This window comes from Mesorhizobium sp. W067 (assembly GCF_054719525.1).
In genome coordinates, this window is the sequence record NZ_JBTTII010000001.1 from 5,431,295 (window position 1) to 5,447,628 (window position 16,334).

Sequence of the window (16,334 nt, forward strand, 5' to 3'; positions counted from 1 at the left end):
GCAGGTTTGTGGCCGACATTGCCGAAGCATGTTCTTCGAGCACGGCCTGAAGGCTTGTCTTGCGATAGCGGTCGAGATCTCCCGCAAACCGGCCGAGCTTTTCGCGCGCCTCTTCGGGCGTCACGGTGTCGATGTCGAGCAGCACATCGTCGACACCGATTCGCTTGGCCACTTCCTTGGTTTTGAACTCGTAGGCGATCGGCAGCACCGGCGTGCCGACGCAAAGCGACATGATCATCATATGCATGCGCGTCGCGACGACGAAGTCGAAGCCCTTCACCAGCGCCATCAACTGGTCCGGCGTGTGGAACGAAGCGTCCACTGTCATGTGGCTGGCGATCTCAGGATCGAGCTTGGCAACGATGGCCTGCGCGGTCTTGGAATCGTCATGGGCATATTCCGGCACGCCCTGACACGTGGAGACGAAGGTCACCTCCTTGCCAAGGTCCCTGACAAGAATTGTGGCGATCTCGCGGATCGAATCCAGATAGCGGCGCATGCCGCCCTCACCGTCGCTGACGTAGTTCCAGTGGCGGACCGAAATAGCGACGCGGCCCGTCGACGCCGGCGGCTGGCTGGAAGCGAGACGCTTGCCGATCCTGTCGGTATCCGCCAAGGCGAATACGGCATCGGCCACCACGTGGCACTTGCCGAGATCCTTCACCAAATCCCGGATATGGGTCCGCGACCGTTCGTCGCGCAGCAGGACGAGCGGGCTGCGGTTAAAGATCGGGCCGAGCTCCTGGCGGTTGTAACTTTTGTCGAACGGACCGAGGGATTGCGTGAAGAAGACCGGATCCTTGCCAAATACGGCATCGAGCCTGAACTGATTGAGGCGTCGTTCGAGATTGTAGTTCTCGACGAGATAGGTTCCCCCTGTGGTGACCACCATGTCCGCGTCGGCGTAGATATCGAGACCGCGCCGGTCGCGATGGCTGAAAAAATTGCCTAGCGCGCTGCTGCCAAACCAGCGCAGGGCCTGGAGAACGAGCCGATTGTAGATCGGCTTGAACCGGTCCCTCAGCCCGCTGCCATTCTTGTATCGGAACAGGGATTCCGACAGCAGCTTATGAAATTCGAGGTCGGGATAATCCGTCTTCGGATAGAGTCGTTCCGCAACTTCGGGCTGGCTGTCGAAGACGGCAAACCGCACGTCGCCTTGCACGATCGTCTTGAGAATGTGGCGGATCGCCAGCAGAATCGCCGCATCCCCGGTATTCAGGCAGACTGTGTTTTCAACGACGATCTTCATGGGATACCTCATTTCGTCAGCAGATTCCGCGGCGTGGCCTGCGGTGCCTAGGACGGGCATGGTGACCGAAAATACCCACGCCAGGACGATCCCGATGCGGCTCGCGTCACAATCCATCGCTGCATCGGGCTGGGTGACCAGCCAGAGCGGCGCTCAAGCCCGACGGAGGGTAACGCATCAATTTTGCAGTGCAACAAAAAACGTGCACTTATGCTACGGCGCACCAAAAATGTTGCGATGCAGCAAAAGCTGGGTTAGCATTCCCGTGGGTGGGCCAACAGCGGTCGAGTTTTCATGCTGCATGTCTTGTACCTTGTGCACGATGTTTCCGACCCGGCGGTGCGCCGGCGGATCATAATGCTCAAGGCAGGCGGCGCGCGGGTCACGTTGGCCGGCTTCCGTCGGACCACAAATGCTGTTCCCGACGTCGAGGGGCTGCAGCCGGTCGACCTCGGCGCGACGCGTGACGGCCGATTCGGCCAGCGTCTGGCGGCGGTCGCCAAGGCGGCGCTGTCGATAGGCTCAAAGCTTGCGGCGATGCCGAAGCCCGACCTCATCATCGCGCGCAATCTGGAAATGCTGGCGCTGGCCAGGCGCGCCAAGGCCGCCTTTCGCGGCGGCGTGCCGATCGTCTACGAATGCCTCGACATCCATCGCCTGGTGCTGCGCAATGACATGCTGGGCAAAGCACTGCGCACAGCGGAGCGTTATCTCGCCCGCGACGTGAAGCTTCTGGTGACGAGCTCACCGGCCTTCATCGCCAATTATTTCAAGCCGTTCGGGCAGGTCGCCGCACCGGTGGAACTGGTCGAAAACAAATACTTCGAAACCGCGCCGATCGCCTTGGATGACAGGTCAAAGGCCGAAAACCCTGCAGCACCCCCGTGGCGCATCGGCTGGTTCGGCGCGCTGCGCTGCCGCCGCTCGCTGGAGCTGCTGGCCGACTTCACGCGCCGTCAGGGCGGGCGCTTCGAGGTCGTCCTCCGGGGCCGTCCGGCACTCTCGGAATTCCCGGATTTCCACGCTTTTGTCGAGGCCGAACCCTATCTCTCCTTTCGTGGCCCCTACCGCAACCCGGAAGACATGGCCGCGATCTACGGCGAAGTGCATTTTTCCTGGGCGATCGATTTCTTCGAGGAAGGGCAGAATTCGGAATGGTTGCTGCCCAACCGCCTCTATGAGGGCTGCCGCTTCGGCGCCGTACCGATCTCGATGGGCAATACCGAGACGGGGCGCTTTCTCAACCAGCAGGACATTGGCATCCTGCTTTCCGATGCCACGCCCGAAATCCTGGAAACCGCGCTCGGCCGCATGGACCAGGAGCACTTCGGCAAGGCCAAGGCGCGCGTGCTGGCCCGCAACCCACGAACCTGGAGCTACGACGGCAGCGACTGCCGCGCCTTTGTCGACAGGCTGCGCGGTCTGGCGGCGGTCCCCGGTCCCTTCGTCACCGAAGCGCTGGCTTAGCGATGGCTGATGATGGGAAAAATACAGAGCATGGGAAGGCGCCGATGACGCAAACCGAAGCGCTGCCGTCGAGCCTGATCGTCATTCCGTGCCTGAATGAGGCAGCCCATATCGGCGCGTTGCTCGAGCAGCTCAGGCCGGCAGCGCTAAGGCTCGGCGCCCGCATCGTCGTTGCCGATGGCGGCAGCACCGATGGTACTTTGGCCATTGTCGAAGCGGTTGCGGCCAAGGACCCTCAGGTCGTCCTCCTGCACAACCCAAAACGTATCCAGAGCGCGGCGATCAATCTCGCCGTCGCCAGCCTCGGTGACGGCGCCGAATACCTGATCCGCATTGATGCCCATGGCGGCTATCCCGCCGATTATTGCGACCGGCTGGTCGAGGAGGCGCTCGCCACTTCAGCCGATTCGGTCGTCGTCTCGATGCTGACCAGCGGCAGCGGCGCGGTGCAGAAAGCGGTCGCGGCGGCGCAGAATTCCAAGCTCGGCACCGGCGGCTCCAAGCACCGGCACCTTTCCGCCGGCGAATGGGTGGACCATGGCCATCACGCGCTGATCCGGATCTCGGCCTTCACCGCGGTCGGCGGCTATGACGAGACCTTCAGCCACAATGAGGATGCCGAACTCGACTACCGCCTGCGCCGGGCAGGCTACCGCATCTGGATGAGCGGCAAGACGCAGATGGTCTACTATCCGCGTTCGTCGCTGAAGGGCCTGTATTTCCAATATCTCGGCTATGGCCGCGGCCGCGCCAAGAATGTGCTCAAGCACCGCATGATCCCGAAAGTTCGGCAGATGATCCCGCTGCTGGTGGCGCCGGTCGTCCTTCTCGCGGTATTTTCCTTTATCCACTGGCTGGCGGCGGTGCCGCTGCTGGTCTGGGCTTCGGTCTGTCTGGGCTACGGCGCTGTGACCGCCATCAGCCAGCGCAATCCCAACAATGTGCTGGCGGGCATTTCGGCGATGGTCATGCATTTCGGCTGGTCGCTCGGGTTTTGGCTGCAACTGCTCGGCTCGCGATCGCAGCGCGGGGTGGCATGATGGTCGCCGACAGCCGCCGAATCGACATCTGCGTCTGCACGTTCCGGCGGCCGGAACTGGCCGACACGCTGCGGTCGCTCGCTGCCATGGATATGCCTGCCGGTTTCGGCATCGGCGTCATCGTCGCCGACAATGACGACGAGCCGACCGCCGAGCCGCTGGTGACCGCGCTGGCGAGCGAATTGAAGCTCGTGGTCCGCTACCGGCACGCCCCGGCGCGCAACATCTCGGTCGCCCGCAACGCCTGTCTTGATGCCAGCACGGCCGATTTTCTCGCCTTCATCGACGACGATGAAACCGCTTCCCGGCAATGGCTGGCCGAACTGATTGCTATCGCGGAGACAAGCGGCGCCGAGGCCGTGCTCGGTCCGGTGCGGGCGCTCTACCGCCCGGATGCGCCGGACTGGATGCGCAAGGGCGATTTCCATTCGACCTTGCCGGTCTGGGTGCAGGGCGAAATCCGCACCGGCTACACCTGCAACGTCCTTTTGAGGATGAGCGCCGACAGCTTGCGCGACCGTCGTTTCAGCCTGGCGCGCGGCCAGAGCGGCGGCGAAGACACCGAATTCTTCGACCGCATGGTCAAGGCAGGCGGTCGCATCGCCTTTGCGCCGGAGGCGTTGGTCGAGGAAGTCGTGCCGCGTTCGCGAGCCGCTTTCGACTGGCTGCGCCGCCGCCGCTTCCGCTTCGGTCAGACGCATGGCCACCTTGTTGGCCACAATGCGGGCGCAGTCCGTCGGGCGAAGGAGGTCGGCCTCGCCTCGGCCAAGGCCGCCTATTGCTTCGGCATGGCGGCGTTGACCGCGATTAGCCCGGTCCGCCGCAACCGCAGCGTGCTGCGCGGCATCATGCATGTCGGCGTCGTCAGCGGCCTGGTCGGTATCAGCGAAATTCGCCAATACGGACTGTCTTCCCCGCAGCAAGGAGGCAAGCGTGCAGCCTGACGTCTCCTTTGTCATCGCAGCCTACAATGCCGCGGCCACGCTCGACCGGGCGATCGCAAGCGCCATGGCCCAGCGCGATGTCAGCGTCGAAATCATCGTCGCCGACGACCAGTCGCGCGACAACACGCTCGACGTCGCAAGAGCCTATCCAAAAAATGTCGTCAAAGTGGTTGCGCTGCCGGCAAATCGTGGCCCTGGCGGCGCCAGGAATGCCGGCCTCGACCTCGCCACAGGCCGCTGGGTCGCGGTGCTCGATTCCGACGATGCCGTCCTGCCCGGGCGGCTCGCCGCCATGATCGCGCGAGCCGAAAGTGCGGGCGCTGTAATCGCCGTCGACAACCTCCAGGTGGTGCGCGAGGACGGCATTGCCGAAGCGACGATGTTTCCCGCCAAATATCTGGAGGGCCTGCGTGAAATCACGCTCGCCGACTACATCGCTGGCAACATCGTTTTCGAATCCACGTTCAACCTTGGCTATCTCAAGCCGATCTTCCAGCGCCGTTTCCTGATCGAAAACGGGCTTCGCTATGATGAAAGTCTGAGCATAGGCGAGGATTACATCCTGCTCGCCAACGCGCTGGCCAAGAGCGGAAAATGCGTCGTCGAGCCGACGACCGGCTATATCTACCACATCCGCACGGGCTCGATCTCGCGCGTGCTAGAGCTTCACCATATCGAGGCGATGCGCAAGGCCGACGCGGTCTTCGCCGAGACCAATTCCATGGACGCTGCTGCTGCGGCCGCCTTCGCCAAACGCGCCCGCAGCCTGCGCAAGGCGGCATCGTTCCTGTCGCTGGTCCAGCACATCAAGGCGCGTTCGCCGTTGAAAGCGATACGCACCGCGCTAAGTGATCCGGCGGCTGTCAGGCACATGTCGATGCCGATCGCCGTCCGCCTCAAAAGGGTGGCGGCGCAGTTTGCCGTCGGCGCGGAGAGGTAAGGAGGGCGAGTACATGAAGACGTTTGTTCGTGGCCTGCAACAGGCTGAAATCGATCTGCTCAGAAGGAATTTGCGATGAAGAAAATCAGGAAGGCAGTCATCCCTGTGGCGGGGCTTGGAACACGGTTCCTGCCGGCAACCAAGTCGATTCCGAAGGAGATGCTGCCCGTGGTCGACCGGCCGGTCGTCCAATATGCGGTGGACGAGGCCTTCGAAGCCGGCATCGAGCACATCGTGTTCGTCACCGGCCGCAACAAGGCTGTCATCGAGGACTACTTCGACCTGCACCCCGAACTGATTGGAACGCTCGAACAAACCGGCAAGAAGACCCAGCTGGAGGCGCTCGAAAGCATGCTGCCCGTGGCCGGCGCCACCAGCTTCATCCGCCAGCAGTCGCCACATGGTCTCGGCCATGCGGTGTGGTGCGCACGCGAAGTCATCGGCGACGAGCCCTTCGCCCTGCTGCTCCCCGATATGGTGTCGTTCGGTCGCCGAGGTTGCCTGGCTGAAACAGTCGATCTCTATCAGCAGACCGGCGGCAATGTGATCGCCGTCGAGCGCTGTGATCCCAGCGAGACCAGCAAATACGGCATCGTCGGGCGCGGCGCCGAGACAGGGAGCGGCTTCGAGGTGACTGCCATGGTCGAAAAGCCGGCGCCGGCCAATGCGCCGTCGAACTATTACATCAACGGCCGCTACATCCTGCAGCCCGAGATCTTCTCGCTGCTGGGCAACCAGCAGCGCGGCGCCGGCAACGAAATCCAGCTTACCGATGCCATGGTGCGGCTGGCGAAAAGCCAGTCTTTCTTTGCCCAGCCTTTCAATGGCCGCATGTTCGACTGCGGCTCCAAGGAAGGCTTCATAGAGGCGACCATCGCCTTCGCGCTGGCGCGCGACGACATGAAGGGACCTGTGCTGGAAATGCTGCAGGCGTTCGTGCGGTCGCATGAGCGTCAGGAAGTGGCCGCATAATGCCCATCTTTCGAGGGCATATGCGTTTGGACGATGGCGCGGCTCATGCCTGCACGCCTGGCCGCTCAGGCCCGGCGCCGGATGGCATGAAGCTTGCGTTGCATATCTTGCCCCCGATCTCCGCAGCTTCGGACGAGGTGGGACCTGACCCGTCTCGCTCCGGCGCCTGTAACCTAGAATTGGATCGAAGATGAATTATGCCAGCTTTCCTCTCGACAAGAGGATGCCATTGCCCAACCCCGATCAGGAAAAGGGTGAAGACTTCATCGACGTCGAGCGCCTGCTTGGCATGGCGGCGCGTCAGGTCAAGGTGGTGGCGGTCTGCGCCATCATCGGCCTGTTCCTGGGGTTGCTCTATCTGCAGACCACGCCCAAGCAATACATGTCGGTCGCCAGCGTGCTGATCGACGAAGGCCTGAACAAGGTCATCGACGACATCTCGGCTGCATCCGTCACCATGCAGACCGACGCCGCCCTGCTCAGCCAGATCGAAATCATCACCTCGGCGCGGCTGGCCTCGGTGGTGGTCGACAAGCTGAAACTCGACCAGAACGCAGAGTTCATGAACCCGCCGCAATCGGCGCTGGTCAAGGGCATCGGCTTCGTGCGCGGCGTGATCGGCTATTTCCGCTCAAGTTCCGCCGAGCAGATTCCCGGCATGGAAAACGTCGATGAGGCGACACGCCAGGCCATGATGCAGACGGCGCGCCACGACTATGCCGTGCTGAAGCTGCAGAGCGAGGTGCTGGCGCAGCGCAACGGCCGCTCCTATGTGCTCGCCATCGGTTACCAGTCGACCAATCCGGCGCTCGCCACCGCCATCACCAAGGCCTATGCCGACGCCTATCTCGCCGACCAGCTCAATGCCAGCTTCGACGCCACCGAGCGCGCTGCGGTCTGGCTGCAGGGCCGGCTGACCGAGCTTCGTCAGAACTCACAGGCGGCCGCTATGGCGGTCGAGAAATTCAGGGCCGAGCATGGTCTGGCCGCCAACAGCGACGGCCAGCTGATCAGCGACAAGCAGATTGCCGATCTCACCGCGCAACTGATCGTCGCGCAGGCCGATACGGCGCGCGCCAGCGCCCGCTATCAGCAATACAAGACCATCGTCGAAAGCGGCTCGGACAATGCCTTCAACGATTCCGCCATCTCAAGCGATCAGCCGGCAAGCTCCGTCATTGCAACGCTCAAGACCCGCTATCTCGCAGTGGCCAAGCGGCTGCAGGACGTGACGGCCAATTTCGGCGCCGACCATCCGCAGGCGGTGGCGCTGGCCAAGGAAAAGGCCGACCTGTCGACCCAGATTTTCGGCGAGTTGAAGCAACTGACCGAAAGCTATCGCAATGAATATGAAGTCGCGCTTTCACGCGAGACCTCACTGAGGCAGAAGATCGCCGACGCGGCCGGCAAGAGCTCCATCGACAACCAGAGCCAGGTCAAACTGCGCGAACTCGACCAGCAGGCGCAGGCGCTGACCACGCTCTACCAGACCTTCCTTAGCCGCTACGAGGAGGCCTCGCAGCAGCAATCCTTCCCGGTCGGCAAGGTCCGCATCATCTCGGATGCCTCAACGCCGCTTTCCGCCTCAAGCCCGCGCACATCCAGGGTGCTGGCGCTGTCGCTGGTGCTTGGCGTGCTGCTTGGCGCCGGCTTTGGTGGCCTGAATGAGTTCAACGAGCGCTTCTTCAGGACCGGCGAGGACATTCGCGATCGCGTCGGCCTCAAATTCCTCGGCTATTTGCCGATGATCGGCGGCAGGCTCGGCAAGGACGCCGACGACGGTGCGGCGGATGCCAAAGGCGCCAACACATTGTCGGCGGTCGAGAAACGGGCGCGCATGCGGGTCAGCGTCGATGCGCCGGCATCGATGTTCTCCGAAACGCTGCGCAACGCCAAGATCGCCTTCGACGTCGTCATGGAAGGGCAAGGCAGCCGGGTCATAGGCGTGGTCTCGGTCCTGCCCGGCGAGGGCAAGTCTACGGTCGCCGCCAATCTCGCCGGATTGCTGGCCGCCAACGGCTCGAAGACGCTTTTGATCGACGCCGATCTGCGCAATCCTGGTCTCAGCCGCAACCTCGGCATGGAGGCCGAGCAGGGGCTGATGGAGGCCGTGGTCAACGGCCAGACATGGCAGTCGGTCGGCAAGGTCGACCGCCAGACCAAGCTGGCGATCATCCCGGCCGTGCTGCGCGGCCAGTTCTCGCACACCAGCGAGCTGCTGTCGTCGGCCGGCATGCGGCGCTTCATCGACAACGCCAAGGAGACGTTCGAGTACATCATCGTCGACCTGCCGCCGCTCGGCCCCGTGGTCGACGCCAAGGCGTTTGCGCCGCTGGTCGACGGCTTCGTGCTGGTTGCCGAATGGGGCCGCACGCCGCGCGCCATGGTGCGCTCGCTGCTGGAGCAGGAACCCTACGTCGCAAGCAAGGTCGTCGGCGCGGTGCTCAACAAGGTCGATCTGAAGAAGCTGCCGAAATACGGCTCGCTCGGCGGCTCGGAAAAGTTCTTCGACCGCTATTCGACCTACTATCTGGAGAAATCGGACGTGCGGGCCAAGACCGCCGCCTGAACGGAGCGCGATCCTGAAAAGGAGCGTGATCCGGAAAAGCGGATCCGGTTTTCGGAAAGGATCACGCTCAAACGAAGAAGCACGGCAGGTCAGGAAAAGATCAGCTTGCCGAATTTACCGGCGATCCTGAGCGCTGTCAGCCGGCCGCTTTGAAAGGCGCCGGTGTCGATGCCGAGCCTTCGCCCGTCAATCCTGGGGATATCGACCGGCGTGTGCCCATGCACCACAAAGCGGTCGAGCAGATAGGCGGCGTTGAAGAACTCGTCGCGGATGTTGAGCAGATCCTGCTCATCCTGTGCGACCAGGTCGATGCCCGGCCTGATGCCGGCATGGACGAAAACGAATTTATCCGAACAGAGCAGCACCGGCAGGCTGCGCAGGAAGTCGATATGGCTGGCCGGAATGACTTCCTTCACGCGCCGGTCGACCGCGTCGCTTGAGGCATAGAGGCTGGCAAGCCGCGCCGGATCGACCCCATAGGAAAACAGCGTCTCGAGGCCGCCGACCGCCAGCCAGCGGTCCCGCGACAGATAGCCGTCGAGATAGTTCAGCATCGCCACTTCGTGGTTTCCCGCCAGGCAGACGCGCAGGAACCCTGTTGGCGGCAGAGCCAAGAGGTGGTCGAGCACGCGCGCCGATTGCGGCCCGCGATCGATATAGTCGCCGAGCATGACGATAATCTTGCGGCCGCGAAATTGCAGCGCGTCGAGCTGGATCTTCTGCTCCAGCGACAGCAATTCCTTGTAGCAGCCATGCACGTCGCCGATCGCGTAGACGACGGTGTCGTCCATATCCATTTCCAGGCGCTCGCGCGGCGCCGGCCGGGGAGGTCTGGACCGCTGAAACAACGCCACTGGGGCCGTCAGACCCCGATGCCGCGGGCTTTGAGCGCCGCGGTGATCTCGTCAAGAATGGCGGGATCGTCGATGGTCGCCGGCATCGTCCATTCTTCCTTGTCGGCGATCTTCTGCATGGTGCCGCGCAGGATCTTGCCGGAGCGCGTCTTGGGCAGGCGCTTGATCGTCACCACGGTCTTGAAGGCCGCGACAGGGCCGATCCGTTCGCGCACCAGCCCCACCACTTCGCCTTCGATGGCAGCGGTATCGCGCGACACACCGGCATTGAGCACGACGAAGCCGAGCGGGACCTGGCCCTTCATAGCGTCAGCGACGCCGATGACGGCGCATTCGGCAACATCGGGATGCGCTGAAAGCACCTCCTCCATGGCTCCGGTCGACAGCCGGTGTCCGGCGACATTGATGATGTCGTCTGTGCGCGCCATGACATAGAGGTAGCCGTCCTCGTCGATCATGCCGGCATCGGCCGTCTTGTAGAAGCCGGGAAATTCCTCGAGATAGGCTTGCCGGAAACGCTCGTCGGCATTCCACAGCGTCGGCAGGCAGCCGGCCGGCAGCGGCAGTTTCACCACCACATTGCCAAGTGTGCCGCGCGGCACTTCATGGCCGGCATCGTCGAGCACGCGAATGTCGTAGCCCGGCATCGGCACGCCGGGCGAGCCGTATTTCACCGGCAGCAGGCCGAGGCCCGCCGGGTTGATGGTCATCGGCGAGCCGGTCTCGGTCTGCCACCAATGATCGACCACCGGCACGTTGAGTTTCTGCTCCGCCCATTTGATGGTTTCCGGGTCTGCGCGTTCGCCGGCCAGGAACAGAGTGCGGAATTTCGACAGATCGTAGTTCGGCACGAATTCGCCCTTGGGGTCCTGCCCCTTGATGGCGCGGAAGGCTGTCGGCGCGGTGAACAGCGCGACCACGCCGTGTTCGGCGATCACCCGCCAATAGGTGCCGGCGTCGGGTGTGCCGATCGGCTTGCCCTCGAACAGCACGCTTGTCGCACCATGCAGCAGCGGTCCGTAAACGATGTAGGAATGGCCGACCACCCAGCCGACATCGGAGGCCGCCCAGAACACTTCGCCCGGTCTGACGCCGAATTCGTTTTCCATCGTCCATTTGAGCGCGACCATGTGGCCGCCATTGTCGCGCACGATGCCCTTAGGCTGGCCGGTCGTGCCGGAGGTGTAGATGATGTAGAGCGGGTCGGTGGCGAGCACCGGAACGCAATCGACGTTGGCGCCCGCGGCGCGCTCGCGGGCAACGGCGTCGGCAAAATCGATATCGTAATGCTCCCTCAGATCGCAGCGCAGCTGGTCGCGCTGCAGGATCAGGCAGGCGTCCGGCTTGTGGCGGGACATTTCGATCGCCTTGTCGAGCAGCGGCTTGTAGGCCACGACACGTCCAGGCTCCAGGCCGCAGGACGCGGAGATGACCAGCTTCGGCTTGGCGTCGTCGATGCGGGTGGCGAGCTCGTGCGAGGCAAAGCCGCCGAACACCACCGAATGCACCGCGCCGATGCGGGCACAGGCAAGCATCGCGACCGCCGCTTCGGCCACCATCGGCATGTAGATGATGACGCGGTCGCCTTTGCGAATGCCGCGGTTCTTGAGCACCGAAGTCAGCGCTACCACTTCGCGCTTCAATTCGGCATAGGTGAATTTCTTGACCGTGCCGGTAATCGCGCTGTCGTAGATAAGTGCGATCTGGTCGGCGCGGCCGCCTGCGACATGGCGATCGAGAGCGTTGAAGCAGGTGTTGCAGCTGGCGCCGTTGAACCAGCGCCCGTAAACGCCCGCCTTGGCATCGAAGACGCTGGCCCACGGCGAATACCAGTCGATCGCCTCGGCCGCATCGGCCCAGAATTGTTCCGGGTCGCGTTTCCAGCCGTCATAGACCTCGTGGTAGCGTGACGCCATTCATCCCTCCTCGGGAAAACTCTCTATCTTGCAATAGCCTATGCGGGTTTTCCCGGCCACGTCTTTCCCCAAATGCCATGTCTTTCCCGAAATTTGGGGCTTGGCCGATCTCGCCTTGGCCATAAATTGCAGGCACCATGGCCGGGTTTGAAACCGGGGCAGGGCGCGCAATGACGGTACGATACGGGGTTGGATCTGCCGTTGGAGCAGCGCTGCTGTTGACGATCGTTTTCGCCGCCCAGGCCGGCGATGCCGCCCGCGGCGCATCATCGGCTTTTCCCCCGACGGCAAATATTTCGCCTTCGAGCAATATGGCGAGCTCGACGCTGCCGTTTCCGGCTGGTCGCAGATCGACATCATCGACACAAGCACAGACGAGTTCGTCGGCGGCAAGCCGATCCTTGTCCTCGATGAATCGGAAGAGGCGACCACGACGGTGGAGCAGGCACGGGCGCAGGCCGCAAAGCAGGCCGCGCCAATCCTGGCCAAATATGCCATCGCCGAGCGCGGCACGCGCACGGCCTCCGACAGGTTCACCTTCCCGGACGACACGGTCGACTACAACGACATCCGTCGCCTCGATCAGGCCGCGCAGAAATGGCTGTCGCCGTTCTATGGCGAAACACAGATTTCGACCATCCAACTCGATGAGATCCTTGCCGACAGCAAGGAGGATTGCTCGGCAAGCTTTGATGACGCGAAGCCAAGCGACCAAGTTCTTCCGGGCGACAAGACACTTCAAGGCGACAAGACACTTGAAGGGGACAAGACGGGCAAGGCCCGCGGCTTCCGCCTGTCGCTGCAGGGGCAGGACGGCAAGCCGTTCAAGGTGCTGCACGAGGACAAGGCCGTGCCGGGCTCGCGCAACTGCCCGACTTCCTACAGCCTGTCGGAATCCTACGAATACACCCCGCCCGGCAGGCCCGCGGTAGTGGCGGTGCTGGTGCAGCGCTTCAGCCAGGGCTTCGAAGGACGCGACCGCCGCTTCATCGCCGTAACCGGCCAGGCACGCTAAGCTGCGGCCCCCCTTGTGGCAGGCAGAAAAAGCTCATGCGCCCGGAAAAGCAGGGCGTTCGTGTCGGATATAAGCTCTTAAAGCGGCAAGGCCGCCAGCATCAGCCCGACGCCACCCGCAATCAATATGGCGGCTGCCAATGCTTTTCGATGACGTTCGAACGCGGTCGGAGCCCGCTCCCAATTGTAACGCATACCCAATGCTCTCCCAAAACCCCGCGACTCCATAGCTTACTTTAGGTAAGAAAAGCAAGACCTTGACCCTGCGAGATAGCTGGCTTGACAGTTTGCGGCGGTGATTCCCAGCTGCAATCACCGACTATTTCTGGGGTGCTTCCCTGTTCTCAGGCTCTGAACGATGTGGAAGTTACCACAATCTGAAGTTGGATGTCTCCATTAGGCTTCGGTTGCCTGTGTCGTGAGGATGGTGGCGTTGCCGGATTGCCACAGAACGGTCAGGCCTGCCTGTTCTCACTCTCGTCCGCGCAATGGACAGACCCGCATCGCCGCGCTATCTGCTCTCCAGGAAAATGGTGGAGGGGCTCCATGGCCCAAATCGGTTCTGAAATGGTTCTGCGGCTCGCGGACGACGCCTCGGTCCAGCATGTCGGCGATGGCGCAGTCGTTCTCTTGGCGCGCAGCGGCCAGCTTTACACCTGCAACGGCACCACCGAAGCCTTTCTCGACAAGGTGGACGGCGCCCGCAGCCTTGACCAGATCGTCGTCCTGTTGTCTGACGAGTTCGAGGTCGACAAGGGCACGCTCGACCAGGACATGGCGGCGCTGGCCGCCGAACTGGTGAGCGAAGGCATTCTCGCCGACCCGGCTCCCTGATGGTGGACGGCGTTCTCCTGCGCGCTTTGTTTCGTGTCCATTTATGGGCAAGCGCGCGGCTGATGCCGACCCTGATCGGCCGCCGCAGCTTCGAATCGGTGCTGAAATGGGCGCCGCTCAGCGCACCCACCCCTTATCGCGGCCTGTCGTCAGCCTACATCGTCGCTGCCGTCAACCGGACCGTCCGGCACCCCTGGCTGATGCGCGACCGCAGATGCCTGCGCGAGGGCCTGCTCGCCCACCGCTTCCTGCGCTTTGCCGGCTTCGATCCGGATCTGCGCTTCGGCGTCGATCCGAAGTCGATGCAGGCGCCGCGTATGTCTGCTCATTGCTGGGTCTGTCTCGATGGCCGCCCAGTGGTCTCGGACAGCCTCCCCGGCATGGTCCAGATCTATCGCCATCACGCCGATGCCGGAAAGGCACACGCTGCTTGACCGGTCCGGCGACCACCTTCTGCTACGATCTCCAGGGCCAGGTCATCAGCATATCGGCCTCGCGGGCCGATCTCTGGCCGAGCTTCGACCTCATGCTCGGCACGTTGCGCGTGAGCGGGCCGGCCGAGCCCGATTTCCGCGTCGACATCGTCGAGACGCGGGAGTTACCGGAATCGCCTGCCGGAAAACTCGCTTTCGACGGCGACGTGCCGGAGGACGGCCATTGCCGGCTGATCGACGGTGGCGGCACCGTTCATCTGGTCTTTCCCGGCCTGCAGACCGTCTCGATCAATGCCGATGGAGGCTGGGCCGAGATACGAGTCCATCCCGATGCCAAGGTCAAATGGACGGTGCTGATGATGGTGCTGGATGCAGCACTTGATGCCGGCGACCAGCACATGCTGCACACCGCCGGCCTGACATTGCCCGGCCGAGAGGCGCTGGTGCTGATCCATGCGCCGAGCGGCACCGGCAAGTCGACGACGTCGCTGGCGCTGGCGTCGCAAGGCTTCGGCCTGTGCTCTGATGACGCCATGATCCTCAAGATTTTGGCCGGCGGCGGCATCACGGCCTGGGGCTTGCCGCGCAAGGTGAAGGTCCACCGCCACACGGCGGCAATGCTGCCCTTCGTGGCGCCTTGCCTTGGCGACAAATGGGACGCCAATGGCGAGCAGGCCGTCTCGCTGGAACGTCTCGCCGAGATCATCCGCATCGAGGAGACTGTCGGCAGACCGGTTGCGGCACTGCTTCATCTCGCCCGCTCGGCGGACGCGCAAACCCGGCTCGTGCCCATGACCAGGACAGACGCCCTGGTGGCGCTTGCCACCGACAATGTCAGGACCGGCATGACCGGCCTTTTGCCGGCGCAGAGGCGCCGCATGGCAACTATCGCAACGCTGGTCAAAGCCGTCCCGACCTTTACCCTGGAAGTCGGCGAAAAACCGGCCGAGGCGTCACCGTTGATCCGCGCCGCGCTGCCGGCGCCGGACTGACGGCCGGCGCGGCAAGTTCAGGCAAAACGTGACTTTGGCCTGGCGAGCCGCTGGATCCAGCGGAAGGCGTCGCGGCGCAGGCGCGAATGCATCTTGTCCCTGGAATTGACGCCGAGCAGCGTATCGCCGGTGATCAGCCATTTGGCCAAAAATATCGAGAGGTCGGGCTTGATGCGGTCGGCCAGTTCGATCGCGCGCGGTGCATCAAACAGCCGCCCCGTCACATTGAGAACCGTCGCCAGTTCGAGCTCGATGCCGCTGATGCGCGCCGCCTCGAAAAGCCGGTCTTCATCCGCGGGCGACCGCAGCGCGCGCACGCCCTGCAGCACGTCGACGCAAAGCTGCAGCCGGTGGAACTTGTGCCCGCCGGCGGCGTGAACAATGGCGATGGTCAGCAGCGCAGCCGGCGTGTCGGCCTCGCTGCCGTCGATGATCTGCAATTCGCGAAAGCCGAGCGACAGCCGCCGCCGCATGCCGGAATCATGCACCAGGTTGCCGTGCAGTTCGATCAGCAGGCTGGTATTCTCCTTCTCCAGCCACTTGAACTCCTGCAGGTCCTGCGACTGCGTCTCCTCGCTCCAGAGTTCAAAGCCGCATCCGGCAATCACAGCGTTGGCTGCGGCGATGCTGGCCGGCTCGACCAGAATGTCGATGTCGGTGAAAGGCCGGTCGGCGGCGTGGCGGTAAAGTTTGCGGGCGAAGACAGGCCCCTTGACGATGCGCGCCGGCACGCTGGCGGCGGCGAGCCCCTTGATGATGCGGTCGCCATGATATTGCAGCAGCATCGACTGGCCGGTCGCCAGCGTCGACTGATCACGCAGTTCCGACAGCTTTTGCCGCAAGGCCGCGTCCGCAGGCAGTCGGGCGTCGCCGATCTCGCTGAGCTTGCGCAGCATGATGGGAAGCACGCCGTGGAACTCGGCATTGACGAGCAGTGCCAGCAAGCTTTCGGCAGCAACGTCACGGCCAATGGCAGCCGGCGCCTCCGGGTCGGCGAAGGTCAGCAGCAGTTTTTCATCGGCAGGCGCAAGAGATGGCAGCATCAAACCCGGATTGCGTTCGCCCACATCAGCAATTCCCGTCCGGAATTGCGTCAAACAACCAAC

Annotated in this window: 13 protein-coding genes and 1 pseudogene; 10 read left to right on the forward strand and 4 right to left on the reverse strand. The window is 63.2% G+C overall.

The genetic code is table 11. The features are described 5' to 3' along the window. Window positions 1-202 precede the first annotated feature (202 nt). A pseudogene (locus tag ACYG97_RS26505) lies at window positions 203-1,369 on the reverse strand (polysaccharide pyruvyl transferase family protein); the annotation flags it as partial. A 177-nt stretch (window positions 1,370-1,546) separates the two neighbouring features. On the opposite strand from ACYG97_RS26505, the gene ACYG97_RS26510 reads away from it, so the two are divergent. From ACYG97_RS26510 to ACYG97_RS26535, 6 genes are all read left to right on the forward strand, one after another. Further along, window positions 1,547-2,719, forward strand: coding sequence for a glycosyltransferase (locus ACYG97_RS26510; RefSeq protein WP_286439494.1), 1,173 nt, complete (start codon window positions 1,547-1,549; stop codon window positions 2,717-2,719). A 44-nt stretch (window positions 2,720-2,763) separates the two neighbouring features. Then, window positions 2,764-3,759: a glycosyltransferase family 2 protein gene (locus ACYG97_RS26515; protein ID WP_023732542.1), complete on the forward strand. Its 996-nt coding sequence runs from the start codon at window positions 2,764-2,766 to the stop codon at window positions 3,757-3,759. Then, window positions 3,756-4,703, forward strand: a complete 948-nt coding sequence (locus tag ACYG97_RS26520; protein WP_023732541.1) for a glycosyltransferase family 2 protein — start codon at window positions 3,756-3,758, stop codon at window positions 4,701-4,703. The genes ACYG97_RS26515 and ACYG97_RS26520 overlap by 4 nt, the downstream gene beginning before the upstream one ends. Then, on the forward strand, window positions 4,693-5,643 hold the full coding sequence (locus ACYG97_RS26525) for a glycosyltransferase family 2 protein (RefSeq protein WP_023732540.1): 951 nt from the start codon (window positions 4,693-4,695) through the stop codon (window positions 5,641-5,643). Before ACYG97_RS26520 ends, ACYG97_RS26525 begins: the two co-directional genes overlap by 11 nt. A 75-nt stretch (window positions 5,644-5,718) precedes the next feature. Beyond that, window positions 5,719-6,615: a UTP--glucose-1-phosphate uridylyltransferase GalU gene (gene galU, locus ACYG97_RS26530; protein WP_023668795.1), complete on the forward strand. Its 897-nt coding sequence runs from the start codon at window positions 5,719-5,721 to the stop codon at window positions 6,613-6,615. A 190-nt stretch (window positions 6,616-6,805) separates the two neighbouring features. Further along, on the forward strand, window positions 6,806-9,184 hold the full coding sequence (locus tag ACYG97_RS26535) for a polysaccharide biosynthesis tyrosine autokinase (protein WP_023732539.1): 2,379 nt from the start codon (window positions 6,806-6,808) through the stop codon (window positions 9,182-9,184). An 89-nt stretch (window positions 9,185-9,273) separates the two neighbouring features. Here the strand turns inward: ACYG97_RS26535 and ACYG97_RS26540 are convergent, their stop codons facing one another. Then, window positions 9,274-9,975: a metallophosphoesterase family protein gene (locus tag ACYG97_RS26540; RefSeq protein WP_348524264.1), complete on the reverse strand. Its 702-nt coding sequence runs from the start codon at window positions 9,973-9,975 to the stop codon at window positions 9,274-9,276. Window positions 9,976-10,046: 71 nt separating this feature from the next. Further along, window positions 10,047-11,954: a propionyl-CoA synthetase gene (locus ACYG97_RS26545; RefSeq protein WP_023732537.1), complete on the reverse strand. Its 1,908-nt coding sequence runs from the start codon at window positions 11,952-11,954 to the stop codon at window positions 10,047-10,049. 358 nt (window positions 11,955-12,312) lie between these two features. Between ACYG97_RS26545 and ACYG97_RS26550 the strand changes: the two genes are divergently transcribed. From ACYG97_RS26550 to ACYG97_RS26565, 4 genes are all read left to right on the forward strand, one after another. Then, window positions 12,313-12,969: a DUF2259 domain-containing protein gene (locus tag ACYG97_RS26550; protein ID WP_245260737.1), complete on the forward strand. Its 657-nt coding sequence runs from the start codon at window positions 12,313-12,315 to the stop codon at window positions 12,967-12,969. A gap of 545 nt (window positions 12,970-13,514) precedes the next feature. Further along, on the forward strand, window positions 13,515-13,802 hold the full coding sequence (locus ACYG97_RS26555; RefSeq protein ID WP_023684213.1) for a PqqD family protein: 288 nt from the start codon (window positions 13,515-13,517) through the stop codon (window positions 13,800-13,802). Then, complete coding sequence (locus ACYG97_RS26560; protein ID WP_023668789.1) at window positions 13,802-14,236, forward strand: lasso peptide biosynthesis B2 protein; 435 nt, start codon at window positions 13,802-13,804, stop codon at window positions 14,234-14,236. Before ACYG97_RS26555 ends, ACYG97_RS26560 begins: the two co-directional genes overlap by 1 nt. Beyond that, complete coding sequence (locus tag ACYG97_RS26565; RefSeq protein ID WP_023732536.1) at window positions 14,233-15,228, forward strand: phosphoenolpyruvate carboxykinase (ATP); 996 nt, start codon at window positions 14,233-14,235, stop codon at window positions 15,226-15,228. Before ACYG97_RS26560 ends, ACYG97_RS26565 begins: the two co-directional genes overlap by 4 nt. 17 nt (window positions 15,229-15,245) lie before the next feature. On the opposite strand, the gene ACYG97_RS26570 is transcribed toward ACYG97_RS26565, so the two are convergent. Continuing rightward, window positions 15,246-16,271: a nucleotidyltransferase family protein gene (locus ACYG97_RS26570; protein WP_023732535.1), complete on the reverse strand. Its 1,026-nt coding sequence runs from the start codon at window positions 16,269-16,271 to the stop codon at window positions 15,246-15,248. Between the last annotated feature and the right edge of the window lie 63 nt (window positions 16,272-16,334).

Coding starts and splice junctions, on each gene's coding strand:
- ACYG97_RS26560 (WP_023668789.1), top strand. CDS start 13,802: ATGGTGGACGGCGTTCTCCTGCGCGCTTTGTTTCGTGTCCATTTATGG.
- ACYG97_RS26535 (WP_023732539.1), top strand. CDS start 6,806: ATGAATTATGCCAGCTTTCCTCTCGACAAGAGGATGCCATTGCCCAAC.
- ACYG97_RS26570 (WP_023732535.1), bottom strand. CDS start 16,271: ATGCTGCCATCTCTTGCGCCTGCCGATGAAAAACTGCTGCTGACCTTC.
- ACYG97_RS26520 (WP_023732541.1), top strand. CDS start 3,756: ATGATGGTCGCCGACAGCCGCCGAATCGACATCTGCGTCTGCACGTTC.
- ACYG97_RS26540 (WP_348524264.1), bottom strand. CDS start 9,975: ATGGACGACACCGTCGTCTACGCGATCGGCGACGTGCATGGCTGCTAC.
- ACYG97_RS26545 (WP_023732537.1), bottom strand. CDS start 11,954: ATGGCGTCACGCTACCACGAGGTCTATGACGGCTGGAAACGCGACCCG.
- ACYG97_RS26555 (WP_023684213.1), top strand. CDS start 13,515: ATGGCCCAAATCGGTTCTGAAATGGTTCTGCGGCTCGCGGACGACGCC.
- ACYG97_RS26515 (WP_023732542.1), top strand. CDS start 2,764: ATGACGCAAACCGAAGCGCTGCCGTCGAGCCTGATCGTCATTCCGTGC.
- ACYG97_RS26510 (WP_286439494.1), top strand. CDS start 1,547: ATGCTGCATGTCTTGTACCTTGTGCACGATGTTTCCGACCCGGCGGTG.
- galU (WP_023668795.1), top strand. CDS start 5,719: ATGAAGAAAATCAGGAAGGCAGTCATCCCTGTGGCGGGGCTTGGAACA.